General features: G+C 61.5%; 22 protein-coding genes and 2 pseudogenes. 15 read left to right on the plus strand and 9 right to left on the minus strand.

Annotation, left to right across the window (positions count from 1 at the left end):
- Nucleotides 1–49: 49 nt before the first annotated feature.
- Nucleotides 50–637: a transglycosylase SLT domain-containing protein gene (locus tag FLO80_RS06815; protein WP_111363009.1), complete on the minus strand. Its 588-nt coding sequence runs from the start codon at nucleotides 635–637 to the stop codon at nucleotides 50–52.
- A 231-nt stretch (nucleotides 638–868) separates the two neighbouring features.
- On the opposite strand from FLO80_RS06815, the gene hspQ reads away from it, so the two are divergent.
- On the plus strand, nucleotides 869–1,195 hold the full coding sequence (hspQ, locus tag FLO80_RS06820) for a heat shock protein HspQ (protein ID WP_111363247.1): 327 nt from the start codon (nucleotides 869–871) through the stop codon (nucleotides 1,193–1,195).
- Nucleotides 1,196–1,220: 25 nt separating this feature from the next.
- Here the strand turns inward: hspQ and FLO80_RS06825 are convergent, their stop codons facing one another.
- The 4 genes from FLO80_RS06825 to FLO80_RS06840 form a co-directional block, all read right to left on the minus strand.
- A complete protein-coding gene (locus FLO80_RS06825; RefSeq protein ID WP_111363011.1) occupies nucleotides 1,221–1,604 on the minus strand; it encodes a rhodanese-like domain-containing protein in 384 nt (127 codons plus the stop codon).
- 3 nt (nucleotides 1,605–1,607) lie between these two features.
- Nucleotides 1,608–3,185, minus strand: coding sequence for a gamma-glutamyltransferase (ggt, locus tag FLO80_RS06830; RefSeq protein WP_111363013.1), 1,578 nt, complete (start codon nucleotides 3,183–3,185; stop codon nucleotides 1,608–1,610).
- 240 nt (nucleotides 3,186–3,425) lie between these two features.
- Nucleotides 3,426–3,890 carry an ATP-binding protein gene (locus tag FLO80_RS06835; RefSeq protein WP_188078229.1) on the minus strand — a complete coding sequence of 155 codons (465 nt, stop codon included), beginning with the start codon at nucleotides 3,888–3,890 and terminating at the stop codon, nucleotides 3,426–3,428.
- 42 nt (nucleotides 3,891–3,932) lie between these two features.
- On the minus strand, nucleotides 3,933–4,274 hold the full coding sequence (locus FLO80_RS06840; RefSeq protein WP_111363019.1) for an STAS domain-containing protein: 342 nt from the start codon (nucleotides 4,272–4,274) through the stop codon (nucleotides 3,933–3,935).
- A 98-nt stretch (nucleotides 4,275–4,372) separates the two neighbouring features.
- Between FLO80_RS06840 and FLO80_RS06845 the strand changes: the two genes are divergently transcribed.
- The 6 genes and pseudogenes from FLO80_RS06845 to FLO80_RS23515 all read left to right on the plus strand — a co-directional run.
- The gene (locus FLO80_RS06845) at nucleotides 4,373–5,545 is read left to right on the plus strand and encodes a thiolase family protein (protein ID WP_111363021.1); all 1,173 of its coding nucleotides are present in this window, start codon (nucleotides 4,373–4,375) and stop codon (nucleotides 5,543–5,545) included.
- 128 nt (nucleotides 5,546–5,673) lie between these two features.
- The gene (locus tag FLO80_RS06850) at nucleotides 5,674–6,243 is read left to right on the plus strand and encodes a helix-turn-helix domain-containing protein (RefSeq protein WP_111363024.1); all 570 of its coding nucleotides are present in this window, start codon (nucleotides 5,674–5,676) and stop codon (nucleotides 6,241–6,243) included.
- A 10-nt stretch (nucleotides 6,244–6,253) separates the two neighbouring features.
- Nucleotides 6,254–6,625, plus strand: coding sequence for a GFA family protein (locus FLO80_RS06855; protein WP_111363026.1), 372 nt, complete (start codon nucleotides 6,254–6,256; stop codon nucleotides 6,623–6,625).
- A 3-nt stretch (nucleotides 6,626–6,628) separates the two neighbouring features.
- Nucleotides 6,629–7,252, plus strand: coding sequence for a LysE family translocator (locus FLO80_RS06860; RefSeq protein WP_111363028.1), 624 nt, complete (start codon nucleotides 6,629–6,631; stop codon nucleotides 7,250–7,252).
- A 258-nt stretch (nucleotides 7,253–7,510) separates the two neighbouring features.
- On the plus strand, nucleotides 7,511–8,302 hold the full coding sequence (locus FLO80_RS06865; protein WP_111363031.1) for a phytanoyl-CoA dioxygenase family protein: 792 nt from the start codon (nucleotides 7,511–7,513) through the stop codon (nucleotides 8,300–8,302).
- A gap of 176 nt (nucleotides 8,303–8,478) precedes the next feature.
- A pseudogene (locus FLO80_RS23515) lies at nucleotides 8,479–8,718 on the plus strand (winged helix-turn-helix transcriptional regulator); the annotation flags it as partial.
- 83 nt (nucleotides 8,719–8,801) lie between these two features.
- On the opposite strand, the gene FLO80_RS06875 reads toward FLO80_RS23515, so the two are convergent.
- The gene (locus tag FLO80_RS06875; protein WP_111363034.1) at nucleotides 8,802–9,698 is read right to left on the minus strand and encodes a LysR family transcriptional regulator; all 897 of its coding nucleotides are present in this window, start codon (nucleotides 9,696–9,698) and stop codon (nucleotides 8,802–8,804) included.
- A 245-nt stretch (nucleotides 9,699–9,943) separates the two neighbouring features.
- Between FLO80_RS06875 and FLO80_RS06880 the strand changes: the two genes are divergently transcribed.
- Both FLO80_RS06880 and FLO80_RS06885 read left to right on the plus strand, forming a co-directional pair.
- Nucleotides 9,944–10,558: an NADPH-dependent FMN reductase gene (locus FLO80_RS06880; protein ID WP_111363036.1), complete on the plus strand. Its 615-nt coding sequence runs from the start codon at nucleotides 9,944–9,946 to the stop codon at nucleotides 10,556–10,558.
- A 58-nt stretch (nucleotides 10,559–10,616) separates the two neighbouring features.
- Nucleotides 10,617–11,813, plus strand: a complete 1,197-nt coding sequence (locus FLO80_RS06885) for an MFS transporter (RefSeq protein ID WP_111363038.1) — start codon at nucleotides 10,617–10,619, stop codon at nucleotides 11,811–11,813.
- A gap of 295 nt (nucleotides 11,814–12,108) precedes the next feature.
- Here FLO80_RS06885 and FLO80_RS06890 read toward each other — a convergent pair whose 3' ends face one another.
- Nucleotides 12,109–12,714 carry a LysE family transporter gene (locus FLO80_RS06890; RefSeq protein ID WP_223145461.1) on the minus strand — a complete coding sequence of 202 codons (606 nt, stop codon included), beginning with the start codon at nucleotides 12,712–12,714 and terminating at the stop codon, nucleotides 12,109–12,111.
- A gap of 93 nt (nucleotides 12,715–12,807) precedes the next feature.
- Nucleotides 12,808–13,143, minus strand: a complete 336-nt coding sequence (locus FLO80_RS06895) for a cupin domain-containing protein (protein ID WP_111363043.1) — start codon at nucleotides 13,141–13,143, stop codon at nucleotides 12,808–12,810.
- Between the two features lie 166 nt (nucleotides 13,144–13,309).
- Here FLO80_RS06895 and FLO80_RS06900 point away from each other — a divergent pair, with 166 nt between their 5' ends.
- Nucleotides 13,310–13,870 carry a MarR family winged helix-turn-helix transcriptional regulator gene (locus FLO80_RS06900; protein WP_111363046.1) on the plus strand — a complete coding sequence of 187 codons (561 nt, stop codon included), beginning with the start codon at nucleotides 13,310–13,312 and terminating at the stop codon, nucleotides 13,868–13,870.
- Between the two features lie 129 nt (nucleotides 13,871–13,999).
- Here the strand turns inward: FLO80_RS06900 and FLO80_RS06905 are convergent, their stop codons facing one another.
- Complete coding sequence (locus FLO80_RS06905) at nucleotides 14,000–14,452, minus strand: Lrp/AsnC family transcriptional regulator (protein WP_111363048.1); 453 nt, start codon at nucleotides 14,450–14,452, stop codon at nucleotides 14,000–14,002.
- A gap of 121 nt (nucleotides 14,453–14,573) precedes the next feature.
- Between FLO80_RS06905 and FLO80_RS06910 the strand changes: the two genes are divergently transcribed.
- From FLO80_RS06910 to FLO80_RS06930, 5 genes and pseudogenes are all read left to right on the plus strand, one after another.
- A complete protein-coding gene (locus FLO80_RS06910) occupies nucleotides 14,574–15,554 on the plus strand; it encodes a nucleoside recognition domain-containing protein (protein ID WP_111363051.1) in 981 nt (326 codons plus the stop codon).
- Between the two features lie 136 nt (nucleotides 15,555–15,690).
- Nucleotides 15,691–15,921, plus strand: a pseudogene (locus FLO80_RS06915) (DUF899 family protein); the annotation flags it as partial.
- On the plus strand, nucleotides 15,918–16,376 hold the full coding sequence (locus tag FLO80_RS24410; protein WP_223145463.1) for a hypothetical protein: 459 nt from the start codon (nucleotides 15,918–15,920) through the stop codon (nucleotides 16,374–16,376). The pseudogene FLO80_RS06915 and the gene FLO80_RS24410, both read left to right, overlap by 4 nt.
- A gap of 70 nt (nucleotides 16,377–16,446) precedes the next feature.
- Entirely contained in the window at nucleotides 16,447–17,031 is a 585-nt protein-coding gene (locus FLO80_RS06925) for an ANTAR domain-containing response regulator (protein WP_111363054.1), read from the plus strand.
- Nucleotides 17,028–18,197, plus strand: a complete 1,170-nt coding sequence (locus FLO80_RS06930) for an ABC transporter substrate-binding protein (RefSeq protein ID WP_111363056.1) — start codon at nucleotides 17,028–17,030, stop codon at nucleotides 18,195–18,197. Before FLO80_RS06925 ends, FLO80_RS06930 begins: the two co-directional genes overlap by 4 nt.
- The last annotated feature ends 9 nt before the right edge of the window (nucleotides 18,198–18,206 follow it).

Genomic DNA, 18,206 nt, shown 5'->3' on the forward strand with positions numbered 1-18,206 from the left:
GCGCGCTCCACGAAAAGCGGTGCATCTGAGGCTTCCCAGGAAGATCCGATCACCGCCATTTCCGGCATGTGGCCAGTTGCGAACGATACATGTTGGCCCGCGAATCCACTTCGCCCGCGATCCGAAGCAGCCACGCCTTGTTGTTATAGCTGCCCCGGGCAAAACCGGTATGACCCTCGTGATAGGCCATGTACTGGTTGCGCGCATCCGACACGGCCACGCCGTTGCGCTCGCGTGTCTTGGTCATGTACCAGCCCATGAAATCGGCGGCATCGTTGATCCTGTCACGCCGCGCGCCCGGGCTTCTGGTCTCGCGCCTGTATTCATCCCACGTCCCATCCAGCGCCTGCGCATAGCCATAGGCGCTCGATTGTCGACCCATCGGGATCACGCCCAGCGCATAGCGAAACGGTGTGCGCGCATCGCCAATGAACTTGCTCTCCTGGTAAAGCGTCGCCATCTGGACATGCGCGGGAACGCCCCATTTGCGCTCGGTCGCGCGAAAGGCCCGCACGAAATGCGGCCTTTGCTCCAGAATGCTGCACGCATTGTCCAGAGATGTCGGCGCCGAACCGTCCCGCTGGGCACAGCTGCCCAGCACGACCAGAATCACCAGGGCGCGAAGAAGTCTGCTCATCTGCCTCTCGCTATGTTTTTTATCGTCTTTTGCGATTATTTTAGCGGATTTTTCGCCCGGGATAAACGTATTTCATGCGCAACTCCGCGTTACCCCGGTTTCGCATACAGCGAAAGGTCACAGATCACTGTCAAAACAAGGTTCACAAACTGTTTCCCATGAATTCGCGGCGTGGAAATGGACAACCCCCCCTTGAAGGCATTATGATCGGGCGTTAGGGGCTGCACCATGATGTTAAGAACGCGAGCGAAATATCACCTCGGACAGGTTGTCCGTCACAAGAAACACCCGTTTCGCGGGGTGGTTTTCGATGTCGATCCGGAGTTCAACAACAGCGAGGAATGGTATGAATCCATTCCCGAAGACAGCCGCCCGTCGAAGGAACAACCCTTCTACCACCTGCTCGCCGAAAACGATCAAAGCTATTACGTGGCTTACGTCAGCGAACAGAACCTCGTCGCCGATTATTCCGGCGAGCCGGTCGATCACCCGGACATCCCCGACCTGTTCGGCCCGTTCGAAGACGGGCATTACCCGCTGCATTTCCAACTGAACTGAAAACCGCAGCAGGTTGACGCCCGACCTAAAGGTCGATCGGGCGCTCCTCTTTCTTCCAGGCCGCGAAACCGCCCTCCATCTCGGCGATGTTCTCGACCCCCATCTCCTTCAGCGTCTTGACCGACAGCGCCGACCGCCACGCACTGGCGCAGAACAGAACCAGCGTCTTGTCAGTAGCCAGCCCCTCCTTGTGATAGGGGCTCTCCGGGTCGACCCAGAATTCCAGCATCCCGCGCGGCGCATGAAACGCGCCCGGAATACGTCCGTCACGGCTCAATTCGCGCGGGTCGCGAATATCCACCAAAAGCGCCTCGCCCGCCTCGGCCATCCGCGCGGCCTCCTCGGTGCTGAGCGAGGTGATCGTTTTCTTGGCCTGTGCGACCATCTCCTTCACGGGTGTGATAGCCATCTCTCAATACCCCAATGCAATGCCGTCTTTGCGCGGGTCCGACGCGCCTTCCAATATCCCGTCCTCACGGATCAGGATCGCCTGCGCCCCGCCCAACGGTCCCTCGGGCACGATAACATCATGCCCCAGTTCGGCCAACTCGGCCCGCACCGCCTCGGAATAGCCCTTCTCGACATTGAGCTTGCCCTGATCGGTAAAACTGCGCGGCGCGTCCAGCGCATCCTGCAATTCCATCCCGTAATCGACCATGTTGGTCACGACACGCGCATGCCCGTTGGGCTGATAGGCCCCGCCCATCACACCGAACGGCATGATCACCTTTCCGTTCCGGCGCAGCATCCCCGGGATGATCGTGTGCATCGGCCGCTTGCCGCCCGCCATCTCGTTCGGATGCCCCTCGTCAAGAGTAAAGCCCGCACCCCTGTTCTGCATCAGGATGCCGAATTTCTCGCTCGCGATCCCCGAGCCGAAGCCATGGAAAATCGAATAGATGAACGAAACGGCCATCCGGTCCTTGTCGACCACGGTGATATAGACGGTATCCTTGTGCACCGCCTCGCTTACCGGGGCTGCCGCCGCCATCGCCTTCTTGGGGTCGATCAGCGCGGCAAGTTTCTTTGCCGTTTCCATGCTCAACATATGGTCAAGCCGCGCCGTCTGGTCCGGGTCGGCAATGAACCGGTTGCGCGCATCATAGGCCAGCTTCGCCGCCTCGGCCTCGATATGCGCCCGCGCGGCCCCGAACGGCTCCATGCTGGCCAGATCGAACTGCGCCAGGATGTTGAGCATCAGGATCGCGGTCGCCCCCTGCCCGTTGGGCGGATGCTCGACAAGATCGGTGCCCCTGTAGTCACCGCCCACCGGCTCGGTATAGAAACTCTCCGCGCCTGCGAAATCCTCAAGCGTGTGCACGCCGCCCAATTCCCGCAGCGCGGCAACCATGTCCTCGGCCACCTCGCCGGTATAGAACGCGTCGCGCCCATCCCGCGCGATGCGGCGCAGCACTTCGGCCTGCCCGGGCGCGGCAAACATCTGCCCGACCTTAGGAACCTCCCCGTTGATCAGGAAATGCGTTTTCCCATGCGCTTGCAAAGCCTTCGCCGCACTCGGCAGATCAAAGGCCACGCGCGGCGCAATCGGAACGCCGGTCTCGGCATAGTGGATCGCCGGGGCCAGAACCGCATCGAGCCCGATCTTGCCCCAATCCGCGCTCAACCGGCAGAACGCGTCAATCGCCGTCGGGATCGTCACCGCCTCGGACGCATAGGTCGGCACCGTCTTGTGCCCCTTGTCGCGCAGTGCCGCGGCGCTGGCCGCCGCGGGCGCCCGTCCTGACCCGTTGAACGCCCGAATCTCTTCTTTCCCCGCGGGCTTGAACAGAACGAAGCAATCCCCGCCGATACCCGTCATCTGCGGTTCGCAAATTCCCAGAAGAACCGCGCCCGCGATCGCCGCGTCCATCGCGTTGCCGCCTCGCTCAAGGACATCCACCGCCGCCTTCGCGGCCAGCGGATGCGATGTGGCGCAAACCCCGTTCGCAGCCAGAACAGCCGACCGTCCCGGAAAATGAAAATCGCGCATCTCGTCTCTCCCCATCCTGTCATCCCGGCAACACTAAGGTCCGATTGCACGAATGCCAATCGGGCCGTTGCGTTCAACATGATCCGGAATGTGGGATGGGTAAACCTCGACGCCGGACACTGGGTGGGGGCTGTTAACGCCCGACGTCGAGGGAAGCTATATGCAGCTACCCTTACCTTATCGCGTTACAATCGGGCGGCAATGCGGGGCGTATGCGGCGATTCAGCGAATTGATTCGGGCTATTCTGCGACGGGGCCACGCGCGTTCATCTCAGGGTTGCGCCGGTATGGAATAGCAAAGCGCAAACGGTTGCACCCGGCATCGCGGCAATACTCCAGATCGTTGGCAAGACGATGCACAAGGAACCATCCGAACCCCCCTTCGGGCAGGTCTTGCCGCGCCCCGTCGACCGGCGCCAGCCGTCCCGGCGGCAGGCATAGCCCCGGCATCGGCGCGCCATGATCGCGGATCGTGAACCAAAGCGCATCCTGTCCGCTCTCGCAGCATAATTCGACCTCGCCCTGGCGATCCGGCCCATAGGCATGTTCCACGATATTGTTGAGAATCTCGCCAAGCACGATCTCGGTCGTGCTTCGCAGGTAATCGTCGCGCCCTTCGGCGGCCAGCGTCGCGATCAGCTCTTTCAGGGCGGCCCGCACGGCAAGCGCGGTCCCGGTAAAGACAAGGCGAAAGTGGTCAGGCATCGGGACATCCTTCGGCCTCATGACCATTTCGCCGGGCCGGCCTCAGCCGTCGGCATAGATCGCATGCGCCTGTGCAATATCGTCATGAATGGTGAACACGCTGTCCATCCGGGTCAGGCGAAAGACCTTTTCGACATTGGGGCGCAACGCCGCCAGATCGAGCCGCCGGGTCGCGCCCAACTGCTTCATCGCGGCCACGATCGCGCCCAGGCCACTGGAATCCATGAAATCGACCTCACCCAGATCGAGGACAACATGCGGCGCCCCGCTCGCCGTCAGTTCCCGCATGCGATCCTTGAAACGGATGGCCACCGCCGCGTCGATCCGCGCTTCCTTGACCGCCACGATCTGAAGATCACTCGTTCCGCTGCTCTCAAGGTTCATGGCTTCTCCGATGCGTAGAACTACGAATTCTTGCGAACAGGCTAGACCTCAATCCTTACCATTCGGTATGCATGGGGCGAACATATCGGAGGCAGACCATGAAAGAAGTCGTTATCGCGGGCGCAGCCCGCACACCCATGGGCGGGTTTCAAGGCGTCTTTGACGGGGTGCCTGCCGCCAATCTTGGTGGCGCCGCGATTCGCACCGCGTTGAAAGACGCGGGCGCCGGGTCCGTCGACGAGGTTCTAATGGGCTGTGTCCTGCCCGCCGGTCAGGGGCAGGCGCCCGCACGTCAGGCCGGGTTCAATGCCGGTCTCGGTGAAGACGTGCCCGCCACCACCCTCAACAAGATGTGCGGCTCGGGCATGCGTGCCGCCATGATGGGCTTTGACCAGATCACGCTCGGCCATAATGCCACGATGATTGTCGGCGGCATGGAATCGATGTCGAACGCCCCCTATCTCCTGCCCAAGATGCGCGGCGGCGCCCGCATCGGCCATCAGGAGGTCAAGGACCACATGTTCCTCGACGGGCTCGAAGACGCCTATGACAAGGGCCGCCTGATGGGCACCTTCGCCGAAGACTGCGCCGAGGCGTTCCAGTTCACGCGCGAGGCACAGGACCAATACGCCATCGGCTCGCTCGACAACGCGCTCGAAGCCGAACGCACGGGTGCCTTCGACGATGAAATCACCCCCGTCACCATTCACGCTCGCACGGGGGAGGAAATCATCACCTGTGATGAGCAACCCGGCAAGGCACGGCCCGAGAAGATCCCGATGCTCAAACCCGCCTTCCGCAAGGATGGCACCGTCACCGCGGCCAATTCCTCGTCCATCTCCGACGGTGCCGCCGCGCTCGTGCTGGCCGACCGCGACCATGCCGATGCGCAGGGCATGAAGATCCGCGCCCGCATCCTCGGTCATGCCAGCCACGCACAGGCCCCGTCTCAATTTCCCACCGCGCCGATCCCCGCGGCGCAAAAGCTGCTCGAGCGTATCGGCTGGAACAAGACCGATGTCGACCTGTGGGAAGTGAACGAGGCTTTCGCCGTGGTGCCCATGGCCTTCATGCGCGAACTTGGCCTGCCGCGCGATATCGTCAACGTCAATGGCGGCGCCTGCGCGCTGGGCCATCCGATCGGCGCCTCGGGTGCCCGCATCATGGTCACGCTTCTCAACGCGCTGGAAAAGCGCGGCCTGAAACGTGGCATCGCTGCAATCTGCATCGGCGGCGGCGAAGGCACGGCCATCGCCATAGAACGGGTCTGACCCGAACCGGGGCAGGCCACACATTCAAACGGCCACCCTTCGGTTTTCACCCGCGTGAAAAAATCGTTTATATTTTCACCCGCCCCTGCTAGTATGAAATTATAGCTACGTATTTCACGGAAGCGACCATGCACCACGATCCACCCGCCTCGGCCACGCTCGGCGCCGACATCCGTGCGGTGCGCAAATCCCGCGGGCTGACACTTTCACAGCTCGCGGCACGTCTCGACCGCTCGATCGGCTGGCTCTCACAGGTCGAACGCAACCTGTCGCACCCCTCGATCACCGATCTGCGCCACATTGCCGCCGCGCTCGACACGACCGTTTCGCTCCTCTTCGGTCAGGCCCCGGCCCCCGCGCACGAGGTCGGCTATATCGTCCGCAACCACGCCCGCCGCCCCATCGGCTCAAGCGAAACCGGCCTCATCGAAGAGCTGCTCTCACCCGATCTCACCGACGATTTCGAAGTCGTCCACTCGACCTTCTTGCCGCATTCCCGAATAGGCGAGGTGGTCACCCGCCAGGCCCAGGAACTGGGCTACCTGGTTTCGGGCAGGCTCGATCTCGTCATTTCGGGGCGCAGGTTCACCATCCACCCCGGCGACAGCTTCCGCATCCGCAACGAACCCTTCGAATGGATCAACCCCTACGATGCCCCCGCCATCGCGATCTGGGTCATCGCCCCACCCATCTACTGAGGAGACCAACATGATCAAGGGACACTGCCTCTGTGGCGCCTGCACCTTCGAAACCGATGCCGCACCAAGGGGGCCCTCGATGTGCCATTGCGGCCAATGCCGCCGCCAATCGGGCGGCATCTGGTCCTCGGCCTATGTCGCGCGCGCGGCCCTGCGCATCTCCGGCCCGGTCAAATGGTTCGCCTCCAGCGAGAACGCCCGTCGCGGCTTCTGCCCCGAATGCGGCAGCTTCCTGTTCTGGGAGGCGCTGGACGAGGACACGTGCAGCTTCGCGCTCGGCGCCATCTCCAATCCCACCGGGCTCAGGCTTGAAAAACATATCTTCACCGGCGACAAGGGCGACTATTACGACATCGCCGATGGTCTGCCGCAAAAGGAATAGGCCATGTTAGAGACTCTTTTGGCCATGGATTTCGCCACCGTTGCCGCTTTTGCGGGCGCGGGCATCCTGCTCAATCTCACGCCCGGCTCGGACGTGATGTTCGCCTCCGCCTCGGGTCTTTCGGGCGGCCCACGTGCGGGGATCGCGGCTGCGGCGGGCATTTCGCTCGGCGGGCTTGTTCATACCGCGCTGGCCGCTTTCGGCCTCGCCGCACTCATCGCCGCAAGTCCCGCCACCTACGACGCGATCCGCTGGCTCGGGGCGGCCTACCTCATGTTCCTTGCCGTCAAAACATGGCGCAGCCCGCCCACGTCACGGCATGGGACCGGCGAAAACCGTCTCTATACCGCCTTCAAACGCGGTTTCCTGACCAATATGCTCAATCCGAAAGTGGCGCTTTTCATCCTTGCCTTTCTGCCGCAATTCACCACGCCTGCCGCGGGTCCGATCTGGCACCAGATCCTGATCCTTGGCGTTGTCTTTGCCAGCACCGGATTTTGCATCACGGCGGGCTATGGCGCCACGGCGGGCCTTCTGCGCACGGCCCTCGGCCGGGTCTCGAAAACACTGAATCGCATCACCGCGCTTGTCTTCGGGGCGCTCGCCATCCGTCTCGTCTGGGAATAGAGCGCGCGGCGTTGCGGGGCGCAATGCGGACGGAAGCAGACGCCTGGTTTGGTGATGAAACGGCTCGATGAGCCGTGGTCTCGCCAAGGTTTCGGGTAACGCCGGTCTTGACCTGTCCGCGTGGCAGCAATAGCTAACGAGCCATGATGTTCACGTCCACCTTCTTCCCGCGATTCTGAGCGACCTTCGTCGCAGGCGCTCTGGCGCTTTTGAATCGCAATGGCTCCGCGTCGCGAGAGCCGAAAAGGAGGACGTGAAATGTCCATTCCCCAAGCAATGGGCCTGACCTCGCATCAGGTCGAAAATTTCATCAACGATGGCTTCGTCAAGGTAGAAGACGCCTTCAGCCGCGACCTCGCCCGGGACTGCCGCAACGAGTTGTGGGCCGATATCGGCCTCGCCCCGGACCGGCCCGAGACCTGGAACGAGCCGGTCATTCGTGTCGCTTCGAAATTATCGCCACCCTTCGTGGCTGCCGCCAATACGCCGCGGCTGCATGCCGCCTACGACAGTCTCGTCGGTGAAGGGCGGTGGCTGCCCCCCCGGGGGCTCGGGACATTCCCGATCCGCTTTCCGTCGAACGAAAGCGCCGGGGACGACGGCTGGCATGTGGACATGAGCTTCGGGACCGAGAACCCTGACTTCATGGAGTGGCGGGCGAACGTCATGAGCAGCGGACGGGCACTGCTGATGCTCTTTCTGTTCTCGGACGTCGGTCCCGACGACGCCCCCACGCGGATACGCAAAGGTTCGCATGCCACCATCGCCCGCGAACTTCTGCCCCACGGCAAGGCTGGCGCCACACTCAGGCAGCTTTCGGCCGACGGCTATGCCTCGACGCAAGATTGCGAGATCGCTCTCGCAACTGGCGCGGCGGGTACGGTCTATCTCTGCCATCCTTTCGTGGTTCATGCGGCCCAGCCGCATCACGGAACCGAGCCACGCTTCATGGCACAGCCGCCTCTGATGCCGATCGTGGATTTCGATCCGACGCTGGCCCCATCGCCCGTCCAGGTCGCCATCCGGAAGGCCTGCGGACTGACGATGTAAACCGAAGCGGCTCCGGGACCGCAGGTCGGTTCCCGGGTATCGAATACACCCGGCCGGACCCACCAGTCGCAGATTTCTTTCGTGGTGAGGGCACGAAACAGACGTTCCGGTGTGGTGTTGAAGACTGCTGCGGCTTCGACATCGCCCGATTTCGGGTCCGTCGGGGCCGCTACAAACTGCACATCCTCTGCGTCCTGCATCGCGGCCCACTGCGCTTTGGAGAAATCGGAAGATCGCTGGTGAAGGGCGGTCTGGGAAAGCCGATCACCCCGCGTATCCTCAGCCGCGAGTTGAAGGATATGACCGAGCTGGGGTTGCTTCACCGCACGGAGTATCCGGTTGTGCCGAGAAAAGTAGAATACGCCCTCGCGCCACGCGGCAAGGCCTTGCTGCCGATCCTGTCCGAGATCGTCAGATGGGGCGCGACCGGTGCACACGAGGATATTCTGAAACTACCCAACAGTCGGGCGGTCCGGGACAGCGAGTTTTGCCCGGAAGGTTATGCTCCCCGGCCATGGGGATCGCTAACCATGCATCGCAGTATCTCCACCAACCGGCGGACACCCGGGCTGGCCCCGACAGCATCACGGAACACCAAGAAAAGCTCGGCTGATCTGCGCGCAGGCTCAGCAAGCGGCAACTCCTTCAATGTGCCGGCTTCCAGGTCCGCTCCGATCAGCGTCTCGGCATACCAGCTGAATCCCACACCACGCCGCGCGGCCTCGATCGATGTCGAAGTCTGGGAAAAGATGATCCTGTTCTGGGAGACCTGCCAGGCGCCTTGGTCAACCTTGCGCGCGCCGCTGTCCCGAATGATGAGATGATGATGGTCCCGCAGGTCGTTCAGTGTGACTTTTTCGAGGCGATGGAGGGGATGGGATGGAGCGGCGACCGGCAGGAACTGGACGCGCATGATCGGCTCACCCAGGAAACCATTCGGCAATTCCGGGGCGATTGCGACATCAACCTGCCCGTCTGCAAGTAGTTCCATGGACCCGGCCACGACAGTTTCATAGATCTCAAGGCGAGTCGTCGGTCGCTCGGCGGCGAAACGCTTGATGCTCTCAAGTAGGATGGCCGGCGGGAACATGATGTCCGCGGCCAGGCGCAACTCGGCCTCATGACCAACGGCCATCTCGGCTGCGGCTTTCTCGATGCGCCCCGCCTCGGCCAGAAGGTACTTGGCCCGCAGATATAGTGCCTTGCCCTCGACAGTGAGGACGGCTTTCCTTCCCTGGATCCGGAAGAGTTCAACACCGGTCCGCTCCTCGATTTGGTTCACGGCATAGCTGACCGAGGACTGACTCTTGCCAAGGAGATCGGCCGCCAGGGCGTAGGTGCCCGCGTCAACGACGCCAACCAGCGCGCGCCACTGCTCCAGTGAGATCAGAGTCATCTATTCACCCGATAATAACGACCTAATTTTTGCGCTATTATATTTACCGGGTCAATGTATCTTGCCTGCAATCCCACTCGACAAAGGTCGCATCACATGAAGCTACCAACCCCGACCTGACGTTACGCCTTCAACGCGCGTCGCCCGACATTCCCAATACCAAGCCTGAGAACGCATTGCGAAGACCGCGCAATGCGATGGCTTCCGCTCGCTTCAAATGAACAATGCAGAAAGGAAAACATACCATGTCAGACAAACCGATCCACCTCGTCATTCTCGTTGGCAGCAATCGCGAAGGCCGTTTCGCGCCGGTGATCGCCAACTGGTTCACAGAGCAGGTCCGGTCGAACGCCGATTTCACGGTGGATGTCATCGATTTGGCGGATGTCGCACTGCCTGCGGCCATATCGGATACACCAAGCGCCGAGGCCGTGTCGTTCTGCGAACGACTGGCGGCGGCGGATGCCTTCGTCATGGTGGTGCCCGAGTACAACCACAGCTTCCCGGCGGTTCTCAAGCACGCCATCGACTTCGGCTACCACGAATGGCAGGCCAAACCGGTCGGCTTCGTTTCCTATGGCGGATTTGCCGCCGGCCTGAGAGCTGTCGAGCACCTGCGGGGCGTCATGGCGGAGCTGCACGCCATGACTATGCGCGACACCGTCAGTTTCCAGAACCCCTGGGATGCGTTCGACGACGAGGGGCACGCCATCCGCCCGGACGGCTGCGCAGCAGCCGCGGCTGTGATGCTCCACCAGTTGAAATGGTGGGCCACCGCACTGCGCCAGGCGCGCAGAGCCGAGCCCTATATCGAAGCGCCGGCCGTGCCGCAAAAACAGGATCTGGCCGACGTCGGGTGACGCACGCGCCAGGCAAATCTTTCAAGCAGCATGAGCATTCCAGACGGAGGCGATCGTCATGTCCGTAGCAGAAAACACTGAGAACGGCCGAGCCGGGGACGCAGGTTGGCCCACGGTTTTTGTCATCGCTGGCGCCGGCACCGTATCCGCGTTCCAGGTCGGCAAGGCGCCCATGGCGCTGAGCGTCATACAAGGCGATCTCGGGATCAGCCTTGCAGTGGTCTCCTGGCTCATCTCGGCCTTCGCCATCGTCGGCGCCGGTTTCGGCGCACCCATCGGATTGGCAGTAGACCGGATCGGCGCCAAGCGTATGGTCGTGGGCGGGCTTCTGCTTCAGGCGCTCGGCTCCGGCCTCGGCGGTATGGCCGGGGGCGCCGGTCCGCTCATCCTGTCGCGCGTCGTCGAGGGGCTGGGTTTCGTGTCGGTCCTCGTGGCGGCGCCGACGATTATTTTCGCAACTGTGTCGCCGGATCTTCGGGATCGCGCCATCGCGGTCTGGGCGACGGTGATGCCGGTCGGGATGACGGTGGTGATGCTTGCGGTGCCCCTGTTCACCTATCTCGAATGGCGCGGGTTCTGGATGCTCAATGCAGCAATCCTGCTCGGCTACTGCCTATTCTTCGCGGCTTCGATTCCGGCAGTGGTAACGATGGGGAATGCCCACAGCATTAAGGAGCAACTGGCCAACGTCATCGTCGCACCGGGTCCCTGGGTGCTGGCCGCGCTGTTCGCCGCCTTCTCCGCCGCCTTCTTCGCCATCTTCGGTTTCCTGCCGACACTCCTCACGGATCAATTCGGGTTGAGCCAGAACCTGGCGAGTACGGTCGCGGCCGTGTCCGTTGCGGCAAGCGGGCTGGGCAATCTCGTCGCCGGTGCCCTCCTGTCAGCAGGGCGGCCTCCGGTTCGTGTGCTGACAGCGGGATTTGTTGCAATGATCATCTTCGGTTTCGGGGTCCTCAGTCCCGGCTTGGCATGGGCGTTTGTCGCCGGCCTTGCGGTTCTCTTCTCCTTGACGGCGGGGTTGGTCCCAGTCGTGTTGATGGGGTGTTTGCCAAGGCTCGCACCGCGGCCCGATCTCGTCGGTGCGACGATGGGTTTCGCCATCCAGGGCAACAACATCGGGATGTTGGCGGGTCCGGTCACCGCTGGTGCGCTGGCGGCGAACTTCGGCTGGGGCAGTGTCGCGGTCGTCGTGGCTGCCGTTCTGATCGCCGCCATCGCGCTCGCCCGAACGATGCTACCGGCCAGGACCTGAGCACGCCCGCGACGCATGTTGTCCAACACCTTTGGCGCCAGCGGCACTGATCGTCACCGGGTGCCAATCGGCGGATCGCAACATTATTGAGTCCGGTTTTCGGAGTCATGACATTAGTCCAATAGAGATCGGCAAGAAGCATGCCCCACTTCTTGAGCTGATTGAATGCAGACCTTGCAAAAGAGAGGTCCGATGCCTCCTTGGTCCTGGTCCGCACCGCAGACGCTACAGGTTAGATCTCGCCGCGCGGCCGGGCAACATCAGCTCCGGGGAATGCTGCGTTACAGCGCCGAACTCATCGCCCGGCGATCAACCTGATGCCGAAAATTACGAGAACGGCACCAACGAGACCATCGAAAACCCGGCGCAGACGAAAGAAGCCGTGGCGAATGGCTGGAAGACGGAAAAACATCGCGACCGCGCCCCACCACAGCATCGAAACGACAATCGCTGTCAGACAGGCAATGACGAGCAGAGCGGGCGGACTGTCTTCCGGGATCATCACGCCGAACAGACTGACATAATAGGCGATCACCTTGGGATTGGAGATGTTGGTGATGAAACCGGAGCGCAGCGCGCCGGCTGACGTGACCCTCTTTGCCACGACGTCAATATCTGCGCCTGTTCCGACTTCGAGAACAGATCTCAGCATCCTGTATCCGAACCAGATAAGGTAGGCGCCGCCGAACATGCGTATCGCGACCGGCATCCAGGGGAGCGTATTCATGACCGCACCGAGACCAGCGACCGCAAAGCCGGACCATAACGCTGTCGCGGCAACCACTCCCAAGACAGCGAAGACGCTCTCACGCCGGTGATCCGAATTGGCATGACTGGCAATGACAAACAATGTCGGACCGGGGCTGCTGATGGCGAAAAAGTGGATACCGGCAATGCCCATGATTATGCCTAGATATTCCATCGTTGATGTTCCTCTCAATGATGCCGTTGCCACGGATTTCTTTCTTCGCCGCCCTCGAAAGGCTCATTCGCTTCACAGATTTTTCTGCACGATCACATCGCTAGGATGGATGCAGATAAGTTCGAGCCGCTCCGCGCCGACATTCTCGAAGCGATGGGAAATATTGGCGGCCGCCACGAGAATATCGCCAGGATAGGCGAGTGTCTTTTCGCCGCCCACGGTGAACTCGGCCTTGCCCTTCCTGACGACCCAGGTCTCCACGTAGGGATGCACATGCAAGCCCGACCCCTGGCCTGGCTCTGCATCGACCAGGAAGAAGGATACCGGCCCCCCGAGGTCACGGCCCTCGAAGCGAACCGTGCGGCTCTGACCGGGCTGTGGTTCTTGATGACGAAGGATTCGGGACATTCTCTGCCTCCCTTTCATGCTGACCCCGCCAGCGAAGCTATCTTCTTGAGAAGATATATCGCAATGATTTGTCTTTACGTCAAGATAAATCTCTTCTTGCCAAGATATCTCTCCGGATCATATTGAACATTGCATGCGTTCATGGCGATAACGACGGGTGAGGAAAATGACGGATCCAGCGGCAAGCCGGGAGCGAGCCAAGGGCGATCATGTCGACCGGCTGCGCCAGCAATGGAAGAGGGAACTGCCGGATCTCGATACCGAGCCGATGGCCATACTCGGCCGTGCATACCGGTTGTCGAACCTGGTGCGGCCAAGCATCGAGGCAACCTTCGCCGATTTCGGCCTCGACCGCGGCGAGTTCGACGTCATCGGAACGTTGCGCCGTTCGGGACCGCCCTACCGGCTGACACCAACAGAGCTCTATACCTCGTTGATGATCTCTTCGGGCGGCTTGACCCACAGGCTGGTCCGGCTGGAAAAGGCTGGGCTGATCTTGCGCGAGAAATCGCCACGGGACGGGCGTAGCGTGCTCGTCGTCTTGACCGAGACCGGTCAGGTGCTTGCCGAGAAGGCTTTCAGAGCGGACATGGCAAACGAATCCGCGTACCTGCGGGCCCTGAACCTAAAGGAGCGCGAAACACTCGAGGGATTGCTTCGTAAGCTGGTTACCGGAATCGAGGATGATCTGGCCCGAAAGGAAGAGCCTGACTCACGCGCCGACTGAACGCGAGTCGAGGTTCGCGTGCCGGTCGACTGTTTCGCGAAAGACACGCCTGTAGCCAGCGGGTGCCCTTGCGGAGAATTGGGCGGACAAACAGAACGGTCGTCTGCGAATGCATTGGGCCAGCCGTTATTACAGCGGGATCGCCGTTTCGTCCTTGGCGGTACGGATCACCATCATCGTCCAGTATCGCGCCACATTGGTCCGGCCCTGGAACAGCCGATGGCAAAGCGCATCATATTCTTCCATATCGCGCAGGCGCAGCATCAGGATGGCGTCAACCTCTCCTGTCACGGCATGAGCCTGGATTACCGCCTCTTCCCTGGCCGCCAGATCGAGAAACTGTCGCGTATTTGGCTCGCCGTGAAGTCTCAGTTCCACCGTCACCACGGCTCTCAGCCTGCGCCCGGCCTTGGCGGGGTTCAAGATCGCGACAACCCGGTCAATGATCCCCGCCTGACGTAACCGCCGTATCCGCCGCAAGCAGCTTGATGGAGACAGGCCAACCTCGTCGGCCATATGAGCATTCGTGCGCGACGCATCGCGCTGCAGAAGGTTCAACAGCTTCCTATCGATCCGATCCATCCGTATCTCCCAAATCGCAGCACTCAGAATGCAATAAAATTGCACGGATGTGCAATCTTTGACCGCAGATGCGAATGGGATCGGGCTAGGAAATGACGCGCAACAATTTGAGGAGGCAGAGATGTCCGTGTTCAGATTCGCCGTCAACAAAACCCAGGAAACACTGCAAATCTACTGGGAGTTGGTGCGCATCATGGTGCCGGTCACAATCGTGACCGAGGTGATGTCGCGAACCGGGCTGATCGATTTCATCGCTCCTGTGCTTGCGCCGGTCATGGGGCTGTTCGGGCTGCCGCCGGAACTGGGCCTCGCCTGGCTGACGGGAATGCTGGTGGGGATATGGGGCGCGATTGCGATGATCTTCACACTTGTGCCCGCCGAGTCGATGAGCGTCGCCGACATCACCGTGTTTTCATCGCTTATCCTGATCGCGCATGGCCTGCCGATCGAGCAGAAGATCATCCAGAAAGCCGGGCCGGGATTCGCCGTCACCACGGTGATCCGTATCGCCGGTGCAATCGTCTACGCGATGATCCTCCATCATCTGTTTGCCGCTACCGGTTGGCAGGCGGAAACATTGAACCCGACCTGGATCCCCGTGGCTGACGCCAGCGATTGGATGGGGTTCATGGCCGGGCTCATCGAGGCGCTCATCTACATGCTCGCCATTCTTCTCACGCTTTCCTGGGTGCTGGAAATACTGAAACTCATAGGCCTCATGGCGCTGTTGATGAAGATACTTGCCCCGACACTGCGCCTTGCCGGCATCAGGGGCGAAACGGGACAGTTTACCGCAGTCGGCTTGTTTCTTGGCATCTCTTATGGTGGCGGTTTGCTGATCCGCGAAGCACGGTCGGGCAACCTGTCGCCGCGTCAGGTCTTCATTTCATGCGTCTTCATGGGATTTGCGCATAGCATTGTCGAGGATACCTTGCTCGTGATGGCCTTGGGCGCGGATGTTTTCGGCGTGCTCGTGGGGCGGCTTGTATTCGCGATCACGGCAACCGCTGTGATTGCGCATCTCATACGCTCAATCCCGGATGAGACCTTTTTCGCATGGGCCTTTCGGCGCAGGAGAGGTCAGGCAACGGCAGATTCATAGGTGGGATTGCCGAAATTTCGACCCACGCTGATTGCGAACTTTCTGGCCTGACCACGCTAGTACCGGGGATTATCCTGAACCTTCATGAAATCCCGTCCCCTCTCATTCAGGTAAAGCTGCGGGGAGGCGCGGACACGAGGTGTTCGAGACCTACTGGACGACCCGTCGCGGCGTCGAGGCGATGGACAACAGTTACCGCCTGCTCGACCTGACCGTCTATGGGCGGCAAGAGGATTTTGAAGACTCGCCCGACGGCTGGCCACAGCGCTGGGGCGAGACCAATCATCCATTTCGTCGCGACGGCCGGCCGATCTCTCAATGGCGTCGGCTGGAGGCGGGACATTCCGACGATTTGGGAGTGCCATGACCGGCCCGCGCAACGCAATGGGAGTGGAAAGAATCTGCGGGTCAGGCGGCGGTATCTACGTGAAAGACGGCCAGCCTGCCGTCGAGAACGGCGGCTCCAAGGGTGACCAACATGCCGACCCACAGGGTGGCCGCGAAGGTGCGCGCGGTCTTTCTGCTTGGGGATGGTCTGCTGACACGCGCGGCTCCGGTCATTGGCACCTCCCGATCACGATATATCCGTCGCAGCCCGACATCGTCGCCACGCGGTTCAAACCCCCGAGACAGGCACAGCGCTTCCTTGGCGCACATGAACAGATCAACACCAACTCTCGCCCTCGCCGCTATCATTTCTCCGCCACCTCAAAGCGCTCATCCACCCCCCCCCCGCAACCGGCGGAAAACAACTTGGCGCTGCCCTTTGAGGCCGCATACTCTGCTCAGAAATCGAGCGCGATGATTGCGAATGCTGTGTGAATGTCCGTTTTATCACGCTCGTCATATGTGACCTATTGCGCCAGGCGGGATCACGTTGCAGGCAATGGGAATGCAACCCAGGCTGACAGTTGTCGTGGTGGAAGAGGATCGCGATCGGGCGACCGGGATCGTCGATGCTCTGAAAGAGAACGGCGATTGCGATGTCCATGTGATCGGAAACTACGCGAGTCTCGCACGCAAGATTGCCGCGCATTCCCCTGACATCGTTCTGATCGACATCGACAACCCGACACGTGACATGATGGAGGAACTGACGCTGGCCTCCGGTCCGCTGGACAGGCCCGTGGCGATGTTCGTCTCTGGCGCGGCGGGCGGATTGGCACAGGCGGCGATCGAGGCGGGAGTGTCCGCATATGTTGTCGATGGCCTAGCGCCAGAACGCGTCAAACCCGTGATGAATACCGCAATCGCGCGTTTTTCCGTGCTGCGCCAGATGCGGCAGGAACTGGCCGAAACCCGCCGCGCGCTGGAAGAGCGAAAGGTGATCGACCGCGCGAAAGGGCTGTTGATGAAGGCCAAGGGCATTGATGAAGACGCGGCCTATGCGCTGTTGCGCAAAACGGCAATGGATCGGGGGCGCAAGGTCGCCGATGTGGCCGAGGCGCTGGTCACGGCTGCGGGGCTCTTGGGATGAGGCGCGTCACCATCCCCGTGGCATACATGCCGCTTATCGACGCCGCGCCGCTGATAATCGCGGAGGAAATGGGCTTTGCGAAGGCGGAAGCCATCGCGCTGGACCTGATCCCCGCGCCATCGTGGTCTTCCCTGAGAGACATGCTGGGCTTTGGGCGGGTGGATGCCGCGCATTTGCTCTCGGTTGTCCCGGTCGCAATGGGGCTTGGCCTGGGTAGCATGACCACCTCGCTTGCGGCGGTATCCGTCTTGTCCGTGAACGGCAATGTCATCGGCGTGGGCCGCCCTCTGGAAGACGCCCTTCGCGCCCAGGGCTTCAGGTTCGATTTCTCCGATGCCAAGGCCGCGGCACATGCCTTGCGGCGGAGCCGATCCGGCAAGCTGGTCTTCGGCGTGCCGTTTCCCTTCTCCATGCATGTGGAGCTTTTGCGCTATTGGGCCGAGCGCACGGATTTGGGCGTGGAGAATATCGAGATCCGCACCGTGCCGCCGCCGCTGATGGCCGACGCGCTGGAAGCGGGCGACATTGACGCCTTTTGCGTAGGCGAGCCCTGGGGCTCGGTCGCCGTGGATCGTGGCGTGGGGGCGCTGCTGCTGCCCGGTCGGGCGATCTGGCAGGGCGCACCGGAGAAAGTGCTGGCCACGCGGACCGACTGGGCGGAAACGGAGCCGGACCTCGTGGGGCGCCTGATCCGAGCCGTCTGGCACGCCAGTCGCTGGTTGGAAAAACCCGAAAGCCGGATCGCCGCTGCAGAGGTGCTCTCGCGCAAGGACTTTCTTGACTTGCCGCCGGAACTGATCGACCGCGCCTTGTCCGGCCGGTTGATCCTGTCGGGCCATGGGGAACAACGGAAGTGTGACGGCTTCGTGCGCTTTCATGGCGCCGCAGCCAGCTTTCCGTGGCGCAGTCAGGCGAAATGGATGGCGCACAGGCTTGCGCAACATTACGATCTGGATGCGGACATCAAAGCAGGTGCGTCGGTCTTTCGAGCGGATCTGTACCGCCAGCACATGTCTCAGACGGATGCCGATTTGCCGGGTGCGTCGGAAAAACTGGAGGGGGCGATTCATCACCCCACCGCCGTGGCGTCCAACCGGGGGCGGCTGAATCTGCTGCCGGACCGATTCTTTGATGGCGCGGTTTTCGACCCTGATGCGCTGGAATGATGCTTTTCT

The sequence above is a fragment of the Aquicoccus porphyridii genome (assembly GCF_008369105.1).
Lineage (GTDB): Bacteria > Pseudomonadota > Alphaproteobacteria > Rhodobacterales > Rhodobacteraceae > Aquicoccus > Aquicoccus porphyridii.

Bases quoted from the DNA above. Each gene is read 5' to 3' on its own strand.
- ggt (WP_111363013.1), bottom strand. From the start codon at position 3,185: ATGCGCGATTTTCATTTTCCGGGACGGTCGGCTGTTCTGGCTGCGAAC.
- FLO80_RS06895 (WP_111363043.1), bottom strand. From the start codon at position 13,143: ATGTCCCGAATCCTTCGTCATCAAGAACCACAGCCCGGTCAGAGCCGC.
- FLO80_RS06840 (WP_111363019.1), bottom strand. From the start codon at position 4,274: ATGAACCTTGAGAGCAGCGGAACGAGTGATCTTCAGATCGTGGCGGTC.
- FLO80_RS06825 (WP_111363011.1), bottom strand. From the start codon at position 1,604: ATGGCTATCACACCCGTGAAGGAGATGGTCGCACAGGCCAAGAAAACG.
- FLO80_RS24410 (WP_223145463.1), top strand. From the start codon at position 15,918: ATGACCGGCCCGCGCAACGCAATGGGAGTGGAAAGAATCTGCGGGTCA.
- FLO80_RS06885 (WP_111363038.1), top strand. From the start codon at position 10,617: ATGTCCGTAGCAGAAAACACTGAGAACGGCCGAGCCGGGGACGCAGGT.
- FLO80_RS06910 (WP_111363051.1), top strand. From the start codon at position 14,574: ATGTCCGTGTTCAGATTCGCCGTCAACAAAACCCAGGAAACACTGCAA.
- hspQ (WP_111363247.1), top strand. From the start codon at position 869: ATGTTAAGAACGCGAGCGAAATATCACCTCGGACAGGTTGTCCGTCAC.
- FLO80_RS06905 (WP_111363048.1), bottom strand. From the start codon at position 14,452: ATGGATCGGATCGATAGGAAGCTGTTGAACCTTCTGCAGCGCGATGCG.
- FLO80_RS06900 (WP_111363046.1), top strand. From the start codon at position 13,310: ATGACGGATCCAGCGGCAAGCCGGGAGCGAGCCAAGGGCGATCATGTC.
- FLO80_RS06855 (WP_111363026.1), top strand. From the start codon at position 6,254: ATGATCAAGGGACACTGCCTCTGTGGCGCCTGCACCTTCGAAACCGAT.
- FLO80_RS06860 (WP_111363028.1), top strand. From the start codon at position 6,629: ATGTTAGAGACTCTTTTGGCCATGGATTTCGCCACCGTTGCCGCTTTT.
- FLO80_RS06930 (WP_111363056.1), top strand. From the start codon at position 17,028: ATGAGGCGCGTCACCATCCCCGTGGCATACATGCCGCTTATCGACGCC.
- FLO80_RS06850 (WP_111363024.1), top strand. From the start codon at position 5,674: ATGCACCACGATCCACCCGCCTCGGCCACGCTCGGCGCCGACATCCGT.
- FLO80_RS06845 (WP_111363021.1), top strand. From the start codon at position 4,373: ATGAAAGAAGTCGTTATCGCGGGCGCAGCCCGCACACCCATGGGCGGG.
- FLO80_RS06890 (WP_223145461.1), bottom strand. From the start codon at position 12,714: ATGGGCATTGCCGGTATCCACTTTTTCGCCATCAGCAGCCCCGGTCCG.
- FLO80_RS06865 (WP_111363031.1), top strand. From the start codon at position 7,511: ATGTCCATTCCCCAAGCAATGGGCCTGACCTCGCATCAGGTCGAAAAT.
- FLO80_RS06875 (WP_111363034.1), bottom strand. From the start codon at position 9,698: ATGACTCTGATCTCACTGGAGCAGTGGCGCGCGCTGGTTGGCGTCGTT.
- FLO80_RS06925 (WP_111363054.1), top strand. From the start codon at position 16,447: ATGCAACCCAGGCTGACAGTTGTCGTGGTGGAAGAGGATCGCGATCGG.
- FLO80_RS06880 (WP_111363036.1), top strand. From the start codon at position 9,944: ATGTCAGACAAACCGATCCACCTCGTCATTCTCGTTGGCAGCAATCGC.
- FLO80_RS06815 (WP_111363009.1), bottom strand. From the start codon at position 637: ATGAGCAGACTTCTTCGCGCCCTGGTGATTCTGGTCGTGCTGGGCAGC.
- FLO80_RS06835 (WP_188078229.1), bottom strand. From the start codon at position 3,890: ATGCCTGACCACTTTCGCCTTGTCTTTACCGGGACCGCGCTTGCCGTG.